At 41.1% G+C, this 19,549-nt stretch carries 18 protein-coding genes; 7 read left to right on the top strand and 11 right to left on the bottom strand.

Annotation, left to right across the window (positions count from 1 at the left end; genetic code table 11):
* Positions 1 to 122: 122 nt before the first annotated feature.
* The 6 genes from AAGR14_RS21375 (at position 123) to AAGR14_RS21350 (ending at position 9,354) form a co-directional block, all read left to right on the top strand.
* Positions 123 to 830, top strand: a complete 708-nt coding sequence (locus AAGR14_RS21375; protein ID WP_342646276.1) for an SGNH/GDSL hydrolase family protein — start codon at positions 123 to 125, stop codon at positions 828 to 830.
* Positions 831 to 1,759: 929 nt separating this feature from the next.
* The gene (locus AAGR14_RS21370) at positions 1,760 to 4,120 is read left to right on the top strand and encodes an endo-1,3-alpha-glucanase family glycosylhydrolase (protein ID WP_342646275.1); all 2,361 of its coding nucleotides are present in this window, start codon (positions 1,760 to 1,762) and stop codon (positions 4,118 to 4,120) included.
* Between the two features lie 198 nt (positions 4,121 to 4,318).
* On the top strand, positions 4,319 to 4,600 hold the full coding sequence (locus AAGR14_RS21365) for a hypothetical protein (protein WP_342646274.1): 282 nt from the start codon (positions 4,319 to 4,321) through the stop codon (positions 4,598 to 4,600).
* A gap of 4 nt (positions 4,601 to 4,604) precedes the next feature.
* Positions 4,605 to 7,292 carry an SGNH/GDSL hydrolase family protein gene (locus AAGR14_RS21360; protein WP_342646273.1) on the top strand — a complete coding sequence of 896 codons (2,688 nt, stop codon included), beginning with the start codon at positions 4,605 to 4,607 and terminating at the stop codon, positions 7,290 to 7,292.
* Positions 7,293 to 7,487: 195 nt separating this feature from the next.
* On the top strand, positions 7,488 to 8,597 hold the full coding sequence (locus tag AAGR14_RS21355; protein ID WP_342646272.1) for a hypothetical protein: 1,110 nt from the start codon (positions 7,488 to 7,490) through the stop codon (positions 8,595 to 8,597).
* A 268-nt stretch (positions 8,598 to 8,865) separates the two neighbouring features.
* Positions 8,866 to 9,354 (top strand): hypothetical protein, encoded by a 489-nt coding sequence (locus AAGR14_RS21350; RefSeq protein ID WP_342646271.1) that lies wholly within the window; start codon positions 8,866 to 8,868, stop codon positions 9,352 to 9,354.
* A gap of 96 nt (positions 9,355 to 9,450) precedes the next feature.
* Here AAGR14_RS21350 and AAGR14_RS21345 read toward each other — a convergent pair whose 3' ends face one another.
* The 9 genes from AAGR14_RS21345 to AAGR14_RS21305 all read right to left on the bottom strand — a co-directional run bounded on the left by AAGR14_RS21345 (position 9,451) and on the right by AAGR14_RS21305 (position 16,061).
* Positions 9,451 to 10,077 carry a TonB family protein gene (locus tag AAGR14_RS21345; protein ID WP_342646270.1) on the bottom strand — a complete coding sequence of 209 codons (627 nt, stop codon included), beginning with the start codon at positions 10,075 to 10,077 and terminating at the stop codon, positions 9,451 to 9,453.
* Positions 10,078 to 10,163: 86 nt separating this feature from the next.
* On the bottom strand, positions 10,164 to 10,871 hold the full coding sequence (locus tag AAGR14_RS21340) for a peptidoglycan DD-metalloendopeptidase family protein (protein WP_342646269.1): 708 nt from the start codon (positions 10,869 to 10,871) through the stop codon (positions 10,164 to 10,166).
* A gap of 2 nt (positions 10,872 to 10,873) precedes the next feature.
* Positions 10,874 to 11,251, bottom strand: a complete 378-nt coding sequence (gene rbfA / locus AAGR14_RS21335; RefSeq protein ID WP_342646268.1) for a 30S ribosome-binding factor RbfA — start codon at positions 11,249 to 11,251, stop codon at positions 10,874 to 10,876.
* A 131-nt stretch (positions 11,252 to 11,382) separates the two neighbouring features.
* On the bottom strand, positions 11,383 to 11,751 hold the full coding sequence (locus tag AAGR14_RS21330; protein ID WP_342646267.1) for a hypothetical protein: 369 nt from the start codon (positions 11,749 to 11,751) through the stop codon (positions 11,383 to 11,385).
* Between the two features lie 9 nt (positions 11,752 to 11,760).
* On the bottom strand, positions 11,761 to 12,987 hold the full coding sequence (locus AAGR14_RS21325) for an ABC transporter permease (protein ID WP_342646266.1): 1,227 nt from the start codon (positions 12,985 to 12,987) through the stop codon (positions 11,761 to 11,763).
* A 164-nt stretch (positions 12,988 to 13,151) separates the two neighbouring features.
* Positions 13,152 to 13,787, bottom strand: a complete 636-nt coding sequence (locus tag AAGR14_RS21320; protein ID WP_342646265.1) for an MBL fold metallo-hydrolase — start codon at positions 13,785 to 13,787, stop codon at positions 13,152 to 13,154.
* Positions 13,788 to 13,842: 55 nt separating this feature from the next.
* Positions 13,843 to 14,439, bottom strand: a complete 597-nt coding sequence (gene gldD, locus AAGR14_RS21315) for a gliding motility lipoprotein GldD (RefSeq protein WP_342646264.1) — start codon at positions 14,437 to 14,439, stop codon at positions 13,843 to 13,845.
* Positions 14,436 to 15,242 carry a shikimate dehydrogenase gene (locus tag AAGR14_RS21310; protein WP_342646263.1) on the bottom strand — a complete coding sequence of 269 codons (807 nt, stop codon included), beginning with the start codon at positions 15,240 to 15,242 and terminating at the stop codon, positions 14,436 to 14,438. Before AAGR14_RS21310 ends, gldD begins: the two co-directional genes overlap by 4 nt.
* A 57-nt stretch (positions 15,243 to 15,299) precedes the next feature.
* A complete protein-coding gene (locus tag AAGR14_RS21305) occupies positions 15,300 to 16,061 on the bottom strand; it encodes a phosphosulfolactate synthase (RefSeq protein ID WP_342646262.1) in 762 nt (253 codons plus the stop codon).
* A 170-nt stretch (positions 16,062 to 16,231) separates the two neighbouring features.
* Here AAGR14_RS21305 and AAGR14_RS21300 point away from each other — a divergent pair, with 170 nt between their 5' ends.
* Positions 16,232 to 17,278, top strand: coding sequence for an AI-2E family transporter (locus tag AAGR14_RS21300; protein ID WP_342646261.1), 1,047 nt, complete (start codon positions 16,232 to 16,234; stop codon positions 17,276 to 17,278).
* Between the two features lie 57 nt (positions 17,279 to 17,335).
* On the opposite strand, the gene AAGR14_RS21295 is transcribed toward AAGR14_RS21300, so the two are convergent.
* Entirely contained in the window at positions 17,336 to 17,665 is a 330-nt protein-coding gene (locus tag AAGR14_RS21295; protein ID WP_342646260.1) for a DNA-directed RNA polymerase subunit omega, read from the bottom strand.
* 10 nt (positions 17,666 to 17,675) lie between these two features.
* The gene (bamD, locus tag AAGR14_RS21290) at positions 17,676 to 18,611 is read right to left on the bottom strand and encodes an outer membrane protein assembly factor BamD (protein WP_342646259.1); all 936 of its coding nucleotides are present in this window, start codon (positions 18,609 to 18,611) and stop codon (positions 17,676 to 17,678) included.
* Positions 18,612 to 19,549 lie beyond the last annotated feature (938 nt).

Here is a 19,549-nt window from a genome sequence, read left to right as displayed (position 1 = left end):
GATAACTCCGGCTATTTACCGGAACAGCGGCTATCAGATAAAAAAAGAAACTGGAAGTGGGAAAATCATAATACTTTTTATAAAATATGTTAAAATGGTTTAGCTATGAATGCTTCATACTGATGTCTGTGATTTTTGCAGTAGTAAGCTGCAAGAAGCAAACGGATACGGTTATACCTCAAGACCAAGATTATAAACTAACGTTACCGCTTAACGATCAGCCGAAATCTCAGGTTATTTTTAAGAACATCGTTATTTTAGGTAATAGTATTACAATAGCCCCTATAACGCCAGCGGTAGGTTGGAATACCTTATGTGGTATGGCCGCCTCTACGCCCGACTCTGATTATGTGCACAGACTTACTGTACGCTTTAAACAGATGGAGCCCAATAGTAAAGTTACTGTACGTATATTTAATGATTTTGAATCGGCATATATTAATTATGATTTTAACAAAAGCCTAAAGGATATTAAAGAAATTAATCCTGACCTGGTTATTGTTAGGGTGGGCGAAAACGTTGACCATGCGCATATGGATGCGGAGGCTTTTCGCAAAAGCTATCAGAAATTAGTGCAATATTTTACCGCTGATGGTAGCAAAACGGTTGTGCTAAGCGTTGGCCCCTTGTGGAGTGTTCCAGCAATAGACAAGGTTTATAAACTATACACGCCTTACGTTAGCTTGTCAGCCGTAAGCTACGACAGATCTAACCTGGCCTACGGCTTATTTTCTGATATAGGTGTACAGCAGCATCCATGTAATAAGGGAATGAGGGTAATAAGTAATTTGATCTGGAATGAGGTTGTTAAAATAAATCCTTACAGATAAAGCATACAGCCTGACAACGAGTTCCTCCTTACACCCTTCTTCTCGTTAAAAGTAATTAAGCGCATCGTTATTAGTTAAAAAAATAGGTTGGACGCGTGCGTATATAATTAGTAAATAACTGTTTGTTATTTAAAATGCCAAAGTAATTTGGGCTGGATTACGAGCTATTGTTAGGAGCACAAAGCGGCTAATTTAAAATCAACTTTTTAATTTTTCTGATGGGTATCAACGCTTAAAATCACCAAAATTTTAAGACTGAATACATTATAGGTTGGCCTGCTATAATAGGGTGGGCTTAGGTCTGCATAGTAGCTGGTCTATCATATGCACTGTCATGTTTATTTACCAAGAGAACAATCATGATGGGCTGACTGCTGCTAATAACTGCAAAGGACTGTTATTCGTATTTGCGCTAATAGTTAGTTTGTATCTTATCGTTGCTCAACTTTAAGTAATGCAGAATTTTTTAACTCTATATCGAAAATAGTTAATATTCTTATTTACACTATTGCTTCAAGAATATCCAACTTGAAATATTAGTGTTAATCAATACATTTTTATTCTAATCATTTTTTGCTTTGAGTACTGATATATTGTTGTCTTACTTTCTTTATTGATATTAATAAATTGGGAATCAGTGTGTTTTTTTTCTTGCTAAAAATAATAGCATAGTTAATATACAAATGTAAATATATTATGTACATTTGTATATGTAAAAATTGATATAGTCAATATTTAATTGATTTGTATCTATAAAGCTATAGTAAATGAAAAAACGACCAGATACCTAAATGTTTATTTGAAATGCAGTCAAGGTCTGCTTTCGAATAATATTGATCTGCTTAGAATAAGGCAATTAGCAGCTACATCAAAGCGTCACTGCATAGGTGTTTACGAGCTAATCTCAAATCCTATTTCAAAATTTAAAAATGGCAAAGAAAAAAATATATACACTAAATGGTAGTGTGCCGACAGCAGGAAGCCCGGTTTATACCGGCCCACTCACCTTTAAATCAAGCAAAAAGATACGCTCAGCTACCTACGACGACAGTAACGGGCGTATATCCGATATTGTTACCTCTTTTGTGCGTATCGTGCCAACCAACTACAACAGCCAAAAGTATTATTGCTGTCACTTAATGGTTTCGTTGGGCGGATTTGCAAAAGATCATTTGAGCTGGATACAATCTGTTAAAAATCAAGGTTACAATTTGCTTTGGCTTCATCTGGAAGAGTATAGCTCCACAGATGATAACTTCAAGGATAATGTTTATCTGAGGCAGTTGATGGACGCATGTGATGCTGTCAATATCCCTTTTATGGTGGGCATGGTTTACGGCGGGTCTGTTGAGCAGAAGGTTAAACTTTTTACTGATACCTGGAACCGCCAATCATTGTTCAGAATTGATAGTAAACCAGTATACACAGATTATTTCCTGTTCCCATCTTTAATTACTGCAACGCGCAATGCCCTTACTGCGCTAGGAATGGGCGACTTTTATTACTGGTCTGGAACTTTATTTCCGTACAATGATCACGAAGTTAGTAATGTATGGATCAATGAATTTAGCGTAGGCGATGGTGATTATACCTCTTGGGCATTTAGTCAGCAAGAAGGCACTGATGCCATTGAGCATGTGTATGACACCCGGCCTTTTGATGGTATCGTGTTTTTTTGCGGGGGCGATTATAGCTTAAATCATGCTATGTCGGCTAACCGAGCCATCAACACGGTAAGCCAAAAAATGGGTAAATTGGCGATGGGTAACAATATGCATTTTTACTCTTCTTTCCAATATCGCGATTTTGGTTTTGCGGGAACGGCTCAGTTGTGGAATGACATACTTGCCTTACCACCCGACCAGCGTATGCAAGGGGTGTGTGATATTACAGCAAACGATTATAAAGAAAGTACTTATCTGGCCGAATTGAGCTTTCCACCGGTTGATGGTATGGCCTTTATACCGCCCGTTGAAGCGTCGTTTACCCTGGGCTCGGATATGCGCTATCCGTTATTGGATCATACCGGTATGCAGAAATTTTATCGTCCCTGGGTAGATGCCTATCTGGCTAACGCAACAGCTGCAGCTTTTTCGCAAGACAAAATATTTTGCAGGTATATGCTGCATCCTGCCAGTATTGGAGCGCGCACAGAGGTTCCGTATATGTTTTACGACCAGCCGTATTTTAATCAGGCTTACTGGGACAATACCTTGTATGCTCAGCCTGACAGATATACGCCAATTGGACTGATGAGATACGAAAGCGTAAATAGTGAGGCCATTAAAATGGCAGCGCACTTAACTGCCCCTGCTCAACTTAAAATTAACGATACACTATCAGATTTAATGCCTGCCGGACCGGCTTGGTTCGAAATACCATTAGGCAGCTTTAGAGGAACCCCGCGTTTTGCTATTGTGCGTGATGGTCTGGAAATCAAATTCGGATACGGAGAACAGGATATTACGGATGATCCTTTTCCGGGAGGCTGGGGACTACTTTCAACAGAAATTAATCCTGAAAACTTGGTGACTCCCGATCCGGTAACCCTGATTATTGACGAAACCCTGCGCACTATCACAGCCAGTCACCCACTTGGAGATACTGCGATCGAAGTATCTGAAGGTTTAAGGCCATGGGGAAATTACGCCGGGCCGGTTCAATTAGAGAATTATATTCGTGAGGCTGGTTTTTGGCGTTTCAGAACAAAAGCTACCTCCACGCAAAATTCCAGTAAGGTGGTGCGTAGTCCGGCCATTGCCGGAACTATAGTACCGGGCCAGGAAGGGGAGTATTTACAATGGACTAACTTCGTATCGGCTAATGTAAGCACAGATACCGATGGTACTTGGGTTGCTGAGGAAGGCGCAGCGGACATATCAGGTGCAACGGCATCAAAACAACTTGGGGGCGACGGTAGCTGGATACAGTTAGAGGTAGCAGCTAATCCGGATACATCCAAGTTATTTGTACAGTTTTCTGAAAACAACGATGGAATTTATCTTGATAATTACTACAATTCAAATGGATTCTTTCTTGAATTTGGTCAGTTTAATCCGCCCGGAGGTGGAGCTGGTGGATATGGCTTAACATCCGGCATGATTGTCCGCTTGGTAGCTTCGGGTGAGGATATTATTGTTAGCAAGAGCTACAATAAAGGCATCAAATTTTTCGGCGAAACAATCATCAGCGGTAAACTGGCTAACCTTACCCACCGCTACATTAAAGTATTTACCAAATATGGTGCTGGGCAAACTGCTTTACACTTTAAAGGATCAGGATTAGTATAAACCTGCCTATGGGGCAGCGAGGCAAAAGACCAGTCCAATTCTTTTCGCAGCCAAACAATCTATAATCATTTGTGCAACCAGAGAATTAACCGCTTCAAAATAGCGGATAGGATAGCTATTGCCTTAAATATAGATCTGCAAAAGCAAGCATACCAGCGCTGTGTGATAATTCAACTTTAAAAATCAATCAAATAATCAATGGAACCATTCATTATTACAAACCAAACTGCTAATACAGCTTCTACTATAGAAATCAGTATTACGCAGGAAAACAATTCGCAGGTTACGGCCCAAATAACGGGGCCGCCGTTAAACGAAGTTTTTTCGGTAGACGTTGCTGTCGATAGCCTGGACACTTACACTGCAAACGCATTGCATATTCAGGGTGCTTATCAAGGCAGCGATGTTCTAAGCATCGAAGTTGCATTAACTGCAATTCCCCTTTTCTCAAATAATTATCCATACACATATCCATTTTAAAAACATGTCAAAAGTTATCAATTACAATCCCCAACCGTCTGACCAGGCCGGACCTTATGTAGCCGGTAAATTTAATGTGCAAGACGGTATTGAAATAAAAGAGTCGGTTAATGAACTATATGACCTTTTAACAGCTATGCCTGGATTTGTTAAAGCTGAACAGGCTACACCTCAAGTTATAGTTGTAGATGATGTGCTAAGTAACTGGCTCGAAGTAAACATTGTGGCCGGAAAAACATTAGCAGACTATGAAGGTAGCTTGGATATTACTGCTAACCCATTAATATTTACCCCGCTAACTACGCCTAATAAATTATTAGTAGGTGATGTAAGTATCCCGGCCGGTAAAGTGGGCGTTAGGCTTAAAGAAACGGCAATACGCCGTGCATCAGCCTGGGCTACTAATGCAGCTCCCTTTACTCAAAGCAGGCTTGCTGCGCCAAGCAATTTGCGCTACATTATTTCTGCAGGTATTGCAAAACTAAGCTGGGACAAATCTACTGATGCAACAGGCCAGTCATTGCAGGAATATACCTTGAATAAGACAGCGGTTAACCCCACCTATATAGATATATCGGGCAATAGCCTTGTGTTAGAAGCGGACGTTAATGCGGGCGACTTTGCCGTTCGTGAAAAAGCACGAACCGGAATGATGGCGTCGGCTTGGTTAACTAATAATGAACTTTATCAATCCACATCGGTACTGGAAGACGTTGTGTTTGATCTGGTGGATAATATACAGCCAGATGGTAAATGGTGGAAGTTAGGTGCCGAAGAAAGATCGGGTACATCCTGGACAAGCAATGGGGTACTAACAGCAAAAAAAATACCGGCCGGTCAGTCTGGGTTCATCCAGTTTGATTACATGTATCTAACCTATTGGGACGGACGCTTTGGCTTTAAAACAATACCAACATTAGGTGACTTGTCAACGCAGCTACTGTGCGTTGCGCTAAGCCCTGGCTTGGAAGTTAATTATACTGACGGCACAAACGGACACTACGAATTTTTAAACGGCCAGGAGGCTGATGCACAAAAGTTACGTATTTACCGCGATGGAGAAACCGGGCAGTTTACGTTAGTAAAAATTAAAACTAACCAGGAAATGGTTACTATTTTTACCTACCCATATACTTATCAGGGCGATTTGTATGTGCACCTCGCACTCAGAGGAGCTACTACTTCCGGGTTACTAAATCCGCAAATGTTCAATTTTAAAGAAGTATCTGCACCGGTTTCCGGCAACAATAAAGTTTTATTGGTATCTGACGGCAATAGTATTGTGGCAGGTAACGGAGATGAATACGGGCTTATTTTAAATGAAAACAACCCGTCGTTTACTGGTGTAGCCCGCCACAAATTGGGTGAACTTTATACCGCCTATAATTTTGGAGGTTACGGCCAAGCAATTTATGACATGCTACTTCATTCAGGTGCTAAAGTGGATCCGGTGATTGCCGATCAGCAATACAACAAAAAGTATTTATTGGCCTGGGAAGCAACTAACCAGATTGCAGGGTTCGGATCAGATGGTGCAACGGCGCATGCTATGATGAAGCAATATTTTGCTGCTCGTCGTGCAGCCAATCCAACAGTTGACTATAAAGTATTAACCATGCCGCTGTTGCCAAGAACTGCTGCCTTTGGAAGTGATGGTGTTACTTTTGTTGCCTCAAACGGACTTACTGGTGCGCAAGGCTTTGAGTATGAACGTCAGGTATTTAATAACCTGCAGCTTAGCGATCCTTACTATGATATTTTAGTAGATGTTAACGCTTTAAATCTTACGTTGAATGACGGTGTTCATCCGAGCGGACAGGGGCAGGCTGCTATTGCAGAAGCTGTGGTAGCTGCCATTGCCGATGATATTCAAGGTAATCAACCATCCGCTCCTGAAAGTGTCATCGTAGATGATAGTACCAAGCAGATTACTTTTAACCGCAACAAGTTATTTCCGATAACTTACCACGAATATTCGATAGCAGATGGTATATGGGCGAATGTGTCGGCTTCCGGAAGCGTGTTTCTGTATGAGAATAACATAGTAGTCGGCGGTTTGAAATACCGTGTAAAAGGTAGTGCTAAACGTAATCCCTCTGCGGCGGTATCAAATTCTATTGCCTTAACTACACCTGTAGGTTTAACAGATTTAGAGGTAGCCTCGAAAACCAGCAATGTTATTGTTGATGACCGGTTAATTTATTCGACAGATACAACCGGGGCTTTAAACAGTGTATTGTTTAATCAATCAATACCTGCAGGTTCAGCTGGTAGGATGATTGTTCGCCAAACGAGTGGAAAGGCTCTGGCGTATAGCGGATTTTACAGTAAAAACCAGTTGCCGGAGTTGATTGGAACGAGTGATTTACCGGCAGGTGACTTCCTCTTGATTTTTAACGAACAGGAAGACCCTATAGACAACACCTTTTTATACTCTAACGTAACACATAGAGAAATTAGCGGTGGACTGAGTATAATGCCAAATTCATTAGTGGCTATATATCGTAAACCGGATTTTACTTTTGCCATGCAGTATTCTATTGATGGTGGAAATACCTGGAATACAACATTCGAATACCCCGGTGATGTTACGTTCAGCGGTCAACTGTTCATGGTTGGACTCCTTCCTGAAGACAGAGCCAACAGGCGGCCTTACGCCTTGTTTGATGCCCAGTATCAAATTGTAGGTTAAATTAACAATAGCGGAGTCGGTAGCTGACTCCGCTACTTTTGTAGCCGTTATTGTGATTTTACACGTCAAAATTTTGTGTAATTACCAATGACCGAAGATGTTAATTAAGGATGAATATAGGATAGTAAGTATGCTAACCTTACACAGCATCAACAGCTTTAATTAGCTTTTTTCATCACTATCAACGCAACGATTATGTCAAATAACACATCCACTATCATATTCAACCCCGAAGGTCAGCTTCCGGTTGATTTTGAGGTTTGGGATAACCTCATCAAACCCAATATACCGAATGCGCGCTTCTGGGTTACTTATTTAAACTCTGACGGAACGATCCTGAATCAGGAAGAACATGACCCCTCGGTGATTACAAGTACGGTTGCGACAGGCAGCAGTGTGAACACAAAGGTAAATTTTGAGCTTTTAACTACAGGAAACGATGGCAAAATTGTTATTGAATATGCTTCGTCACCATCGTTCACAGAAGCAGACCCTGACCTGGACAATTATTTTAACGCAGTAACCATTAATGGTGGTGTTCTGGCTGCTTATCAGAAGGCAGCTATTCGCAAGTTTGTAAAACGAGCCAAAGCCGCCGGTTATTGGGATCATTTGATCGAGGTTAGCCCTTTCGCCGGTGAAAATCTCGCCGCTGCACAGGTTAAATTAAAATACGACCAGAATATTAGCAATCTGCTAAACTTTGATACCTTAACCGAATCGGATTATTCGGCAGAGTTCGGAATAGGCGAATCGCTTTTTCCGTTAAACTTTCAACCGCGCAGCGATGGGCGTATTATTAGAGGCGTATCGCTTTTTGCAGAAAGGGGTAGCACGTATACTTTCGGATCTGGTACTTACCTCGATCCTGTATTGTCTCTGTTAGCAGATTCGCCCGGCTATGTGCAATGGCATATAGGGCATGTTAATGAAAAGCAAATACCTGTTTTTCTGTATGGAAGAACTAATTGGGATTATACGAATAATCCTTATGCACCGTTTTACCATGCCATTAAACAGGAGGATGCTAAAAATACCATTTATATCAACGGCGATGCGAAAGTACGATCAGCGGTGTATGATCCTGTCAACACTAACAGAACCTATTTTCCGTTTACCCTGAAAGTAATTTCCGGACATGTTTTTATGTACTGTATTGACGATGGCAGTTTTGATGATAGTCAAATTGTTAAATATAACGAGCATATGCATCTGTTGATGTATGATTTAAACAGGTTAGAGAAACCACCGGTTGTTAATACGACAACAACAGTTAATGAGCCTCAAATGGTTGTTTTTCAGTAGTATGGTCAATTAATCGATCAAAATTCAATCACCTGATATTACGCAACATAGCAGTTGAAGATGAGCTGATTTGATTAAAACTAGTTTAGCTACCCCTCATTTCACAGGTTTAGGTGAAATAAGGGGTAGCTGATTTTCTCTGCCGATAAGCAGAAAAAGGATAATTTCAGTTATTTAGCCCTGATTATAGCCATGCAATAAACAGCTTTTAAGCAGTACGGAAATACCTGTACGGATGGTTGTTTTATTTGGCTACGTTTGATGATAGTTGGATGGAATAAATCGCGTGATTATAAAAGCGCCGGCAGAATATTCAGGCAATATGAATAGTTTAAAAAAAGTAATTATGCTTGTTGTGGCTTGCTATCTGTCTGTATTAGATATCAATGCTCAAACCAAACCCAATTTGTTCGTTTTCTTTAAAGAAGATGCCAGCAATGGGGTATTCAAGAGGTCTTTTAGTGAATTGAGCATTTCGCCAGACAGTGGCAATCTTTACGACATTTATTTAGGTACCGCTTCCGGCGCAAAATATCAATTCGCAACAAAGGGCGGAACGAAGGTGCTCATTGTCGATCAAAAATATGCCAAGCGTATCCATCCGAAATCAATTGGGTGGTTGAAAAACCGTAAAGAGACATTGTGGCCAACCTGGAGCAAAAAGTTTCCTTATAAGCATTTATATCTGTTGGAAAAATTGTCCGGAACAAAATATAAAGTTACAGAAGTAGAAACTTTTATTGGCGAAGATTTTTAGAGATAGCAAGTTAGCAACAGGATAGGACTTAAATGGCATGGCCATTGGGTTTACGACTTGATAAGAAAATCCCGTTTTATTTAGCCAATAAATACACTACTTGCAGTATTTAGCAATAAAAGCATCGGCTAAATCGCTGCCGGTGTTTTTAATAAATTTCCAGTCTTTACACGCACCTTCCTGGTCGCCCTGTTTTAGTTTTTCATTAGCCTGATCCAGCAGGTCTTTCCACAGGTCTTCATCAATACCTAATTCCTTTTTTAGAGCATTAATATCGCGTTCTTTTTGAGGATCAGCTTTGCCTGTGTATTTGTTGATGTAGTAATTAGTAACGGCATTTTCCAATTCCTGGCGGCGTTGGTAGGCTACAATAGCCTGGTCCATCGTCATCATAGCAGTGGTACGGCGCTGGCATTTGGCAAAATCTGGCCTAAAGCGTATAGGTAATACCACCCTTACAGCATTGTTATAATTAGCCGGAATTTGCCATTTGCCCGATGTAAGCTTAACCACTCGAAGGGCCTCATCATCTAAATCAATACCTGGGCCTTGCTGTACCCGGGCATCAGTTACATTGCCTTTTTGGTCGATACTGAAACTTACCTGAATGTTACCCTCAATACAGTTTTGGCTCGAAAACTCGGGATAGATGATATGACTTTCTATAAAGCTGTTTAAAGCCGAGGCACCCCCTTTAAATGTGGGTTGGGCTATTGCAGACAAGCAACAGCAAATCAAAAGAAATATATTTAATAAGAAAGCTTTTAACATTTTAAATCAATTACTTAATTAAAACGCTAACAGTCTAATCACATTATAGTTGCTTTTGAAAATTGTAAAATTAAATCTGGATCGGGAATATTTTTCTGGTAACTATCTTTTTCAGAATACCGGCACACACCGGGGTAATCCCCAGCTAAGCCCTGCATATCAAACATCAGCTGAAAATGCAAGTGCGGCGGCCAATGGCCATTTTCATCTTCGTGCCCAAAGCAGGCAATCTGTTGGTTTAAACCTATAGGCTTACCTACAGCCAAGTCCTGTAATGCAGCACGATTCAGGTGGCCATAAAGGGTGTAAAGTGCCAGCCCGTTTAAATCATGTTTCAATATAATGGTTGGGCCATAATCACCAAAATTATCATTATCCTGAAAACTATGCACTTTGCCGGCTAAAGGCGCGTAAACCGGAGTATGGGCAGGTCCCCAAATATCTGTACCTAAATGTAAACGGCGCGGTTCGGTATCCGTTGTGTTAAACAGGCTGCTACGGGCATATAAAGTGCGGTGTTCAAAGTATCCGCCTATACCATAGCGGCAACCGCTTTCCGCCAGCTTACGGTTTACCCAGGCACTAAACCTGGGCGTGTCTGCTACTTCATCAGCTGTAAGCTGCAGGTTATTTTCGGTAAAGTCTAATGCCAAAAGGCGATCACTAGCCAAGTCAATATCTACCACCTTACCTATCTGGTTAGGGTGGTTTTGTATAAAGCTGGCTAATTGCCCGTGCCTGTCCATGCTTATTCCTGACCTTCGTCGCTTTGGCGTGGTTCTTTGCTTATTTTATCAAAAATTTTGTCCATACGCTCTACGTATTCGTTGGTGTCGTCCACAAAGAACTCAAGCTGGGGTATTACCCTTACCTGATCTTTAATACGTGCGCCAAGTTTATACCTGATCTCGGAAGCATGCGATTTAACCGTTTGTAATGACTGCTGCGTGTTGGTATTGTTAAAGAAACTTAAAAACACACGGGCTATGGCTAAATCTGGCGTTACGCGTACCTTGGTTATAGTTACCAGTGTATTAGGCAAAAAGCTCATGCCTTCGCGCTGAAATATAGCGGCCAGGTCTTGTTGTAAAACACCGGCAAATTTTTGTTGACGTTTTGATTCCATTGTAATCTCTTTTAGGGGAGTGAAACAGGTTAAAGCGAAACGCTCCAATGTTAAAGGCAAAAACAGCTGTTTGGTTTTACGGCAGGTACTATAAAGTATCCATCGGGTAAAACCTGAAGCGGTTAATGACTTTAATTACACAAATCCTGCGGTATTTCTTTTGTGATTTTGAGCACCTTACGTACTACCAGCGTGCTATCATACTCCGAGCCCTGACCATCGTTGCCTGATGGTATTTTTTCGCCTTCCACCTCCACGTATACCGGCTCATAGGGTTTCTCGAAGTTCATTTGTGAATATTGCAGCTCTAATTGTGCCGAGCTGTCGGCTACCCAGTATTCGTGGGTGTCATCACAATTTTTAAACGATTTAATTTCGGGGCCAAAGCTGTACAAGCCTTTAAATACTTCACCTTGCCCGTTTGATTTAAGGTTGCGTTTACAGGAGCAGCAAATTACTGCCAGCATTATCACCATCAATTTTACAAACCTGTACTGCATGTTACAAAGTTATAAATCCTGTTTAATTTCGTCTAACCCTTTTACGCTTAAGCGTGCACTAACGCCCGATGCAATAACGGCAATGCCGCTCACGGTTAAAAATACGATAACAAAGTCGTAAATTTTTAAGTGGATTGGATAAGCGTCAATCACCATCATCTGTCCGCCCATTTTAATAAAGCCGTATTGCTGTTGCAATACGCAAAAAATAAGGCCGGCCAGCATCCCCAATACGCACCCTGAGATGGAAATCATCATGCCTTCAAAAAAGAAGATGCCTTGTATAAGTGGTTTGCCTGCACCCAGGCTGGTGAGTATGGCAATATCTTTACGTTTATCAATCACCAGCATGGTTAAAGAGCCAATGATGTTAAAAATGGCAATAATCAATATAAAAACCAATATCAAAAATACCGACCAGCGTTCGGTTTTCAGTGTTTTATAAAGCTCGGTATTTTGTTCAAACCTGTTTTTTACTAAAAAGCCGTTGCCCAATTTTTCCTGAATAGCCTCTTGCTGCTGGTTAATATTAGTGCCTTTTTTAAAGTTAAGCTCGATGGATGAAACATCAGTGGGTTCGTCAAGCAGGTCGCGGGTAAAGGTTAAGGGGGCTACCACAATATCATCAAAATCTTGCTGGATGGAGAAGATACCCGATACGTTTATGCCACGCCTCACAAACTCATCCTCCGGGTTTACGGCATTAATTACTTTACGGCGCGGCGAATAAATTTGCAGCTGTGCCATCGGGTTATTAATATTTACCCCCAAACTGTTTTGTACAGTAGCGCCAATTACCACAAATGGGTTGCCGGCAACATTTAGCGTAAAAGAGCCATTTTGGATGGTGCTATCCAACTGCGGATTTTTTAAAAAGTCTTTGCTTACGCCGCGGAGCGTTCCTATAAACTGGCGGTCGCCGTAACGGATGAGTGCTTTTTCTTGCAGAGTTTGGGTATATGAAAAAAGTGCCTGGTTGTGACTGAGCTGATTAAAGTAAGCGGTATTAGGATTGAAGGTTTTACCCTGCGCCGGCTCTATTTTTATTTCGGGTGTAAAATTGCTGTATAACGAAAGGATAACCTTTTCGAAGCCATTAAAAACCGACAGAATAATTACGAGCGCTGCACTGCCCACAAACACACCCAGCATAGATATGCCCGAAATGATATTGATGGCATGCATCTTTTTGCGCGAAAAAAGATATCGTTGCGCTATATAAATCGAGGTGTTCAAGGGCTTTTATAAAATTATATGCAATATGATAAAATGTTGCTGCTGCAATAAACCGGAATTACAAATTTTAAGGCTGAGTATCTATGGTTAAACCGCTCATCATCTAACGGACAAAATAAGATACTATTTTGTTTACCAGGTTGTAAGGTTAAGTGCCTGGTACGTTAAAAGAATGGATTAGTCGCCTTTTCGAAGCCGATGGTAGTTTCGGGGCCATGTCCCGGATATACGGTACAATCATCAGATAATACAAAAAGCTTTTGTTGTATGTTGTTGATGAGTTGCGTATGATTACCACCCGGTAAATCCGTACGGCCAATGCTGCCTCTAAAGAGTACATCACCGCCTACCAGTAACTGGTCGGCCTCACTGTAAAAACACAAATGAGCAGGCGAGTGGCCCGGAGCAAATATTAGTTGCAGTGTAGTATTACCGAATGATATAGTACCGCTCTCCGGCAAATAGGTATCAGGCAGGGGCGACAATTCATAACGTATACCCGACTGCTGCGCCCAAACGGGCATAGCTTCTAACACTATCATCTCGCCTTGATGAAATTGCGGCTTTAAGCCGTATTGGTCAAAAATAAATTTGTTACCCAATACATGGTCTATATGGCAATGGGTATTAAGCAGCATTACCGGCTTTAACTGGTGTTGGGCAATAAAATTTACTACTGCATTTTGCTCGGCAGCGGTATACATACCCGGATCGATAATAGCGCATTCGCCGCTATCATCATATAGTAGATAAGTGTTTTCTTGATAAGGGTTATTAGGAAATGCCTGTATTGTAGCCATACGCAAAGCTATAAATTATAGTGGAGTAGATAGAGTTAAGCTTTACTTAGAGAAATTAGGGCTTGCCATCAGTCTTCCACCGGAAACTCTTGATTAAAACAGCCATATCTTTTTTTACAAAGTTGAGCACCGGCTGTATAGAATCAAGCTTGGGCTCGGTATTAAAGTACAGGGCCCCGCGCAGATAGTGGCGGGTGCTGTCTGTTAAAAAAAACTGAGCTGATGACGCTGCGTTGCCATCAATGGTATAGTATATGCCATATACCTTGCGGTCGGGGTAGCGGATAATTCCTTCGTCAATAGACGTAGCTTTAACGGTGTGCTTAAAGGCAAAAGTATGGGCATCCTCAATTAAAGCATCAAACACTTTTTTTGAAGTAATGGGCTGGTAACTTAAATGCAGCGTGCCGTTAAACTGTGGTAACTGCAGGTTAATCCAGCAAGGCTTGGCTCCGGGTGCATTGTCGGGCTCTACCTTGGCATAAGTAGGGTAGGTAAATGTGTAGGCACAGTCAGACTCATATTGCTTGTACTCCCGTTTGGGGAAGTAGATGCGATAATATCCGCGTGGCTTAGGCGAGTATTCGGCTTTTTGCTCACAAGCGGTGAGGCCGGCTGCCAGGCATATCCATATTACCGCAAATATTTTCATGGGTTTTGTTCTCTGGAGGTCCATATTTCCCACGATTTTTCTGCCTGCAGCAATAGCATCTCATATCCATTCTTCGTAACAGCACCCTGTTCACGTCCTTTTTTCAAAAACAGGGTTTCGGCCGGATTGTAAATTAAGTCATAAAGTAAATGCTCGGATGTTAAAGCTCCATAAGGAATATCAGGACATTTATCTGTATCGGGCGCCATGCCCAGCGGTGTAGTATTGATGATAAGCTTATATTTGGAGATAATTTCGGGCGTCAGGTCTTGGTATACGATATGGTCTGCCTCTTGCTGGCGCGATGCAAACCTGGTATAAATATTTAATTTATTTAATACATATTTTACCGCACGTGATGCACCACCGGTGCCCAATACCAAAGCTTGTGTATGTTGTGAGCCTAATAACGGTTTAAGCGACATTTCGAAACCATAAACGTCGGTATTAAAACCTTCCAGCCTGAACTCATGATCCTTAATCCCTACTTCGCCCGAAAATGCAGCCGCTATCGGGCTTTCGGAAGTGATGCGTATGCAGTTTACAGCATCTACTTCTTTAGCTTCGGGGTGTACCCAATCCAAATAAAACATAACGCCGATTTTATGCGGCACGGTAACGTTTAGGCCGCAAAGGCCCGGATTAGCACGCAATAGTTCGGGAAAGTCGCTCAGGTTTTTAATCTCGTAGAGGTCGTAAACATGGTCTTCAATCTTTTCCTGCTCAAATTTTTCGGTAAAGTATTTTTTGGAAAAAGAATGCGTGAGCGGATACCCAATTAATCCGTATTGTTTTATGGCCATGGCTAATCAATAATTTTATTCGAAGGTGCCTTTTTAATCCGTAACAGGCAACACCTGTTATTGATTTAAGAAATGGTCGAAAGTATCGCTGCGTAATCCCAGGCGCAAAGTTTCCAACGGAATCATATCTGCAGGAGCGATGTTGCCTAAATTTACGTTACTGCCCAGCAATTTAATAAACCAAACCTGTTGTGCTTTTTGCGGAGCCTCCCATATAATTTTATCGGCAGGTATTTGGGTTAGTATTTCATCTACCAGGCCTTGTCTAACTTCGCCCGAGTCGCGGTAAATACCTACGTTGCCGCTTTCGCGTGCTTCGGCAATTACTTTGTAAGATCCTGCTTCCAATTCAGCTTTCATCAACTGGATCCACTTGTAGGGTGCAAATATCTTTTGAACGTCTTTAGAACCTACTTCTGATATCACCGTAATACGCTCGCTGAGTTTGCGGATGTATTCACATTTAAGATCGTGCTCAATGGTAATTGAGCCGTCAGATACTTCGGCGTACTCTAATCCAAATTTATCCAGCATGCGGCAGTAGTCATCATACTGGTTACGCACAATGAAAGCCTCAAACAATGTACCGCCAAAATAGAAAGGAATACCTGCCTGCCTGTAAAGATTAAGCTTTTCTTGTAAGTTAGGAGTAACATAAGACGTTGCCCATCCTAGTTTAATAATATCGGTATAAATGCCCGAAACCTCCAAAAAGTCTTCGGCTTGGCGCAAGCTTAAACCTTTATCCATCACCATGGTCATTCCGCTTTCGCGGGGTTTTTCGGTACGTTCCGGAATGCTATTAAGTTCGTAGTGCATAATCTGTTTGGTTATAGTCTATAACTAAAAGTTTTGACCTCGCAAAGATTGGAAATTATTGTCTAAACAAACAACAAATTGCAAGGTATGCTTAAGCTGTGACTTATGTATTCGCTGTTGTTACTCAAATTAGCGTCAAACAATAAAGTTGTTGATTTCTTAAATAGGGTATGATTTCGACCGAAAATAACTCTCCCGAAAGTAATAATCTGTATATCAAGCGTGTATTTATTGCGGCCGGTATCGTAGCCTTGTTGGCTATTGTTATCTTAATTGTAAAAGTGGCTTTTAATGTACTGCTTATGGTATTGGCAGGCACCCTGATTGCTGTATATTTTAACGGCCTGGCCGATGTTATTGAACGGTATACGCCGCTTGGCCGGCGCGCCTGTATGTTAATTTCGGTAATTGGCACCTTTATTATTGTTGGCTTACTGTTTTGGTTTATGGGTACAAAAATTCAGCAACAGGTAAGTTCGTTAAGTCAGGATTTTCCGGCTTTAGTTCAAAAGTTGCAAAACCAAATAAGGCAGTATCCCTTAGGTGCCAAAATGCTGGATAAGATATCTGGAGATGACTCGCAAAAAGTAGTGACCACAGCACAAAACTTTTTCCGTACCAGCTTTGGGGTACTGGGCGATATATACATTATCATATTTTTAGGCATATTTTTTACCGTTAGCCCATCATTATATAAAAATGGTATTGTAAACCTGGTTCCTAAAAGGGGACAGCCTAAAGCCAAGCAGGTGATTGACCGTTTGAGCTTTGTGCTAAAAGGTTGGCTTAAAGGGATGATGATTGCCATGGTTTTAATAGCTGTACTCACATTTATTGGTTTAAGTATAATCGGTATACCTATGGCGTTAGCACTGGCTGTAATTGCGGGCATCCTTAACTTTATACCCAACTTTGGACCGTTAATGGCCATGGTGCCGGCCGTGCTGCTCGGCTTTGTTGATAGCACCCAAACAGCCATCATTGTAGCGGCATTGTATATTTTAATACAAACGTTAGAAAGTAATATCATCACACCTACTATTCAGCGCCGCATGATTAACTTGCCGCCGGCACTGCTCATTATAGCGCAATTGCTAATGGGCACTTTGTCGGGCGCATTGGGTATAATACTGGCTACACCTTTGTTAGCCATCACAATGGTGTTGGTGGAGGAGTTGTACATTAAATACAACAACAACGAAGAGAACAACAATTAAGACAAACAAAAAAGCCGGCTGTTTAAGAGCCGGCTTCTTTATATCAACGTACGATAACTATTCTTTGTTAGGGTTACGGAAGTAAACTTTGTTTTCTAAAAACTCCTGAACGGCCACCAAAGTAGGTTTAGGCAAACGCTCATAGTGTTTAGAAATTTCGATTTGCTCGCGGTTTTCAAAAACTTCTTCCAGGTTATCATTCGAAGAAGCGAACTCAGAAAGCTTCTGGTGTAACTCTTCTTTAATATTGTTAGAAATTTGGTTGGCACGTTTAGACATCACCACAATAGACTCGTACAAGTTATTTGTTGTTTTGTCCAGGTCGCGTAAATCGCGGGTTACGGTGCTGCTGGCCACAGTGGGCTTATTATTGATGGCGTTGCTCATGTATATATTTTTATTGTTGCGGACTTCTTTGGTTATGTTTATCTTGAATAGACTGTTGTTGCGGTGCTTTTGCAGTATCCCGATCGGCCAATTTCTTGGCCAGCTTGCCTTCGGCAGCTAACTCGGCTAAATACCGTTTGGCGCTTACAATACCGCGCTCGCTATCTTTACGATAATCGGTAGCTTCTCTTGCGTATTTACTGTTGGCATATTTTTCGGTGAACTGGTCTGCATACGTCATAGTCTGGGTAAAACGTTCTTCCTGGCGTAACTGATTACTGTTTTTGGCGTACAGATATTGAGCCCTTACAATTAGAAACTCCATTTCTTCGGCATATTTAGTATCCGGATAGTCGCGTAATGCATTATTAAATGCCATTACTGCCGACAGGTAGTCGCCAATATCCAAATAAAGCTTTGCATTTTCGTAAGCTTTAGTTTCCAGCTTGTCTCGTAAATTTTGAATCAGTTTGCTGGCCTCGGTACTACGCTCACTTTTAGGGTAAAGATTAATAAACAACTGAAGTGACTCAATGGCCTTACTGGTATTTTCCTGGTCTAAAGAAGCATTAGGCGAGTCGAGGTAAAAACAATAAGCATGCATATACCTGCATTCTTCTGCACGGGTACTGGTAGGGTATAAATCGGCAAAGTTTTTAAAGTGATAACGGGCCGACGTGTAATCTTTAGTATAGTAATTAGCGTAGGCGTAATAATAAAATAAATCTTCCGCCTCGCTCAGTCCCCGGTATTTTGGAGTTAACAACTCAAAAAGCTCTAAAGCTTTAGAGTAATTTTTTTTGTTGTAGAATTTTACGGCCTGTTGGTATTGTTTAGCCCTGTCATTACTTGCTTTCAGCTTTTCGTAGCTGCTTTTACAGCTGCCGGCAACAAGTATCGACGATATTAACAGGCTACCAATAATAGCACGTTGCTTTTTAAACATCCTGCAAAGATAATTATATAATGTAAATCAGTCAATTATTATTTGACCGCTAAATTAAACGGTGGGTAGCGTTGTTAAGTATGCCGTTGTCGTATTTAACATCTTTTAACTATTTGATGTAATCGGTCGATATATGAGTAGCTATATGTATGTTGTATTAATGTATATACAGGATATACGAGATGGTTTTATAATAATTCGCTATAACCGGTCGAACTTGAGGTCAACATCTTATACAAACAACCGACGAAAGGTAAGAGCATGATTGACAATTAACAATTGTGTGTAATCAATAAGCTCTGAGCAAGGCATCGAATACTCGTTATGTATATAACATACATATATATAGACTCTCGTTTTAAGCTCCGAAGTACCCCAGAGCGATAGGGTTGGAACTTTATCGCTCTGCTAATCAGTCCAAACCGCGCAATAACAATAAAAAAGCGAAGTTGTTTTTGCAAAGAAGGATAAAAACGCTACTTTTGCACTCCCAATCGCAAGGAAGGGGGGGGGTGAGTTGAAAGGATAGCGGGAATGAACGAGGTAGGTAAATAAAGCGAAAGCTGAACTTGCCGAAGCTTAAAGACTAAGACGTGATTAGTATATTTAATCATGAAAGTTCGGCAAAGCGGCCTTCAAAAACAACCTCAAAAAAAGATTGAACTTTTTTCATAGAAAGTGAAAACTATTTTTACCTTTGCACTCCCAATCGCAATGAGCGGGGAAGATTGAAAAGCGGGAAGTAATCATCAGGCAAGCAGGGCGTTAAGCCGGCGAGACTGAATCGAAACGGGGTTGGCAAACCAAGCGAAACCTGGTCAAAAAAAAAGAAAAACTTTTTTTTGTTAAAGTAGAAAAGATGATTACCTTTGCACTCCCAATCGGAAGATAGGGAAAACAGTTAGAAAGTCACTTACCAGTTGTGGTAAGCAGATATA

The sequence above is a fragment of the Mucilaginibacter sp. CSA2-8R genome (assembly GCF_038806765.1).
GTDB lineage: Bacteria > Bacteroidota > Bacteroidia > Sphingobacteriales > Sphingobacteriaceae > Mucilaginibacter.
This window is presented reverse-complemented; position numbering and strand designations above follow the sequence as displayed.

Excerpts from the sequence above, each read along its gene's own strand:
- AAGR14_RS21375 (WP_342646276.1), top strand. The coding sequence starts at position 123 with ATGTCTGTGATTTTTGCAGTAGTAAGCTGCAAGAAGCAAACGGATACG.
- AAGR14_RS21370 (WP_342646275.1), top strand. The coding sequence starts at position 1,760 with ATGGCAAAGAAAAAAATATATACACTAAATGGTAGTGTGCCGACAGCA.
- AAGR14_RS21365 (WP_342646274.1), top strand. The coding sequence starts at position 4,319 with ATGGAACCATTCATTATTACAAACCAAACTGCTAATACAGCTTCTACT.
- AAGR14_RS21360 (WP_342646273.1), top strand. The coding sequence starts at position 4,605 with ATGTCAAAAGTTATCAATTACAATCCCCAACCGTCTGACCAGGCCGGA.
- AAGR14_RS21355 (WP_342646272.1), top strand. The coding sequence starts at position 7,488 with ATGTCAAATAACACATCCACTATCATATTCAACCCCGAAGGTCAGCTT.
- AAGR14_RS21340 (WP_342646269.1), bottom strand. The coding sequence starts at position 10,871 with ATGGACAGGCACGGGCAATTAGCCAGCTTTATACAAAACCACCCTAAC.
- rbfA (WP_342646268.1), bottom strand. The coding sequence starts at position 11,251 with ATGGAATCAAAACGTCAACAAAAATTTGCCGGTGTTTTACAACAAGAC.
- AAGR14_RS21330 (WP_342646267.1), bottom strand. The coding sequence starts at position 11,751 with ATGCAGTACAGGTTTGTAAAATTGATGGTGATAATGCTGGCAGTAATT.
- AAGR14_RS21320 (WP_342646265.1), bottom strand. The coding sequence starts at position 13,787 with ATGGCTACAATACAGGCATTTCCTAATAACCCTTATCAAGAAAACACT.
- gldD (WP_342646264.1), bottom strand. The coding sequence starts at position 14,439 with ATGAAAATATTTGCGGTAATATGGATATGCCTGGCAGCCGGCCTCACC.
- AAGR14_RS21310 (WP_342646263.1), bottom strand. The coding sequence starts at position 15,242 with ATGGCCATAAAACAATACGGATTAATTGGGTATCCGCTCACGCATTCT.
- AAGR14_RS21305 (WP_342646262.1), bottom strand. The coding sequence starts at position 16,061 with ATGCACTACGAACTTAATAGCATTCCGGAACGTACCGAAAAACCCCGC.
- AAGR14_RS21300 (WP_342646261.1), top strand. The coding sequence starts at position 16,232 with ATGATTTCGACCGAAAATAACTCTCCCGAAAGTAATAATCTGTATATC.
- AAGR14_RS21295 (WP_342646260.1), bottom strand. The coding sequence starts at position 17,665 with ATGAGCAACGCCATCAATAATAAGCCCACTGTGGCCAGCAGCACCGTA.
- bamD (WP_342646259.1), bottom strand. The coding sequence starts at position 18,611 with ATGTTTAAAAAGCAACGTGCTATTATTGGTAGCCTGTTAATATCGTCG.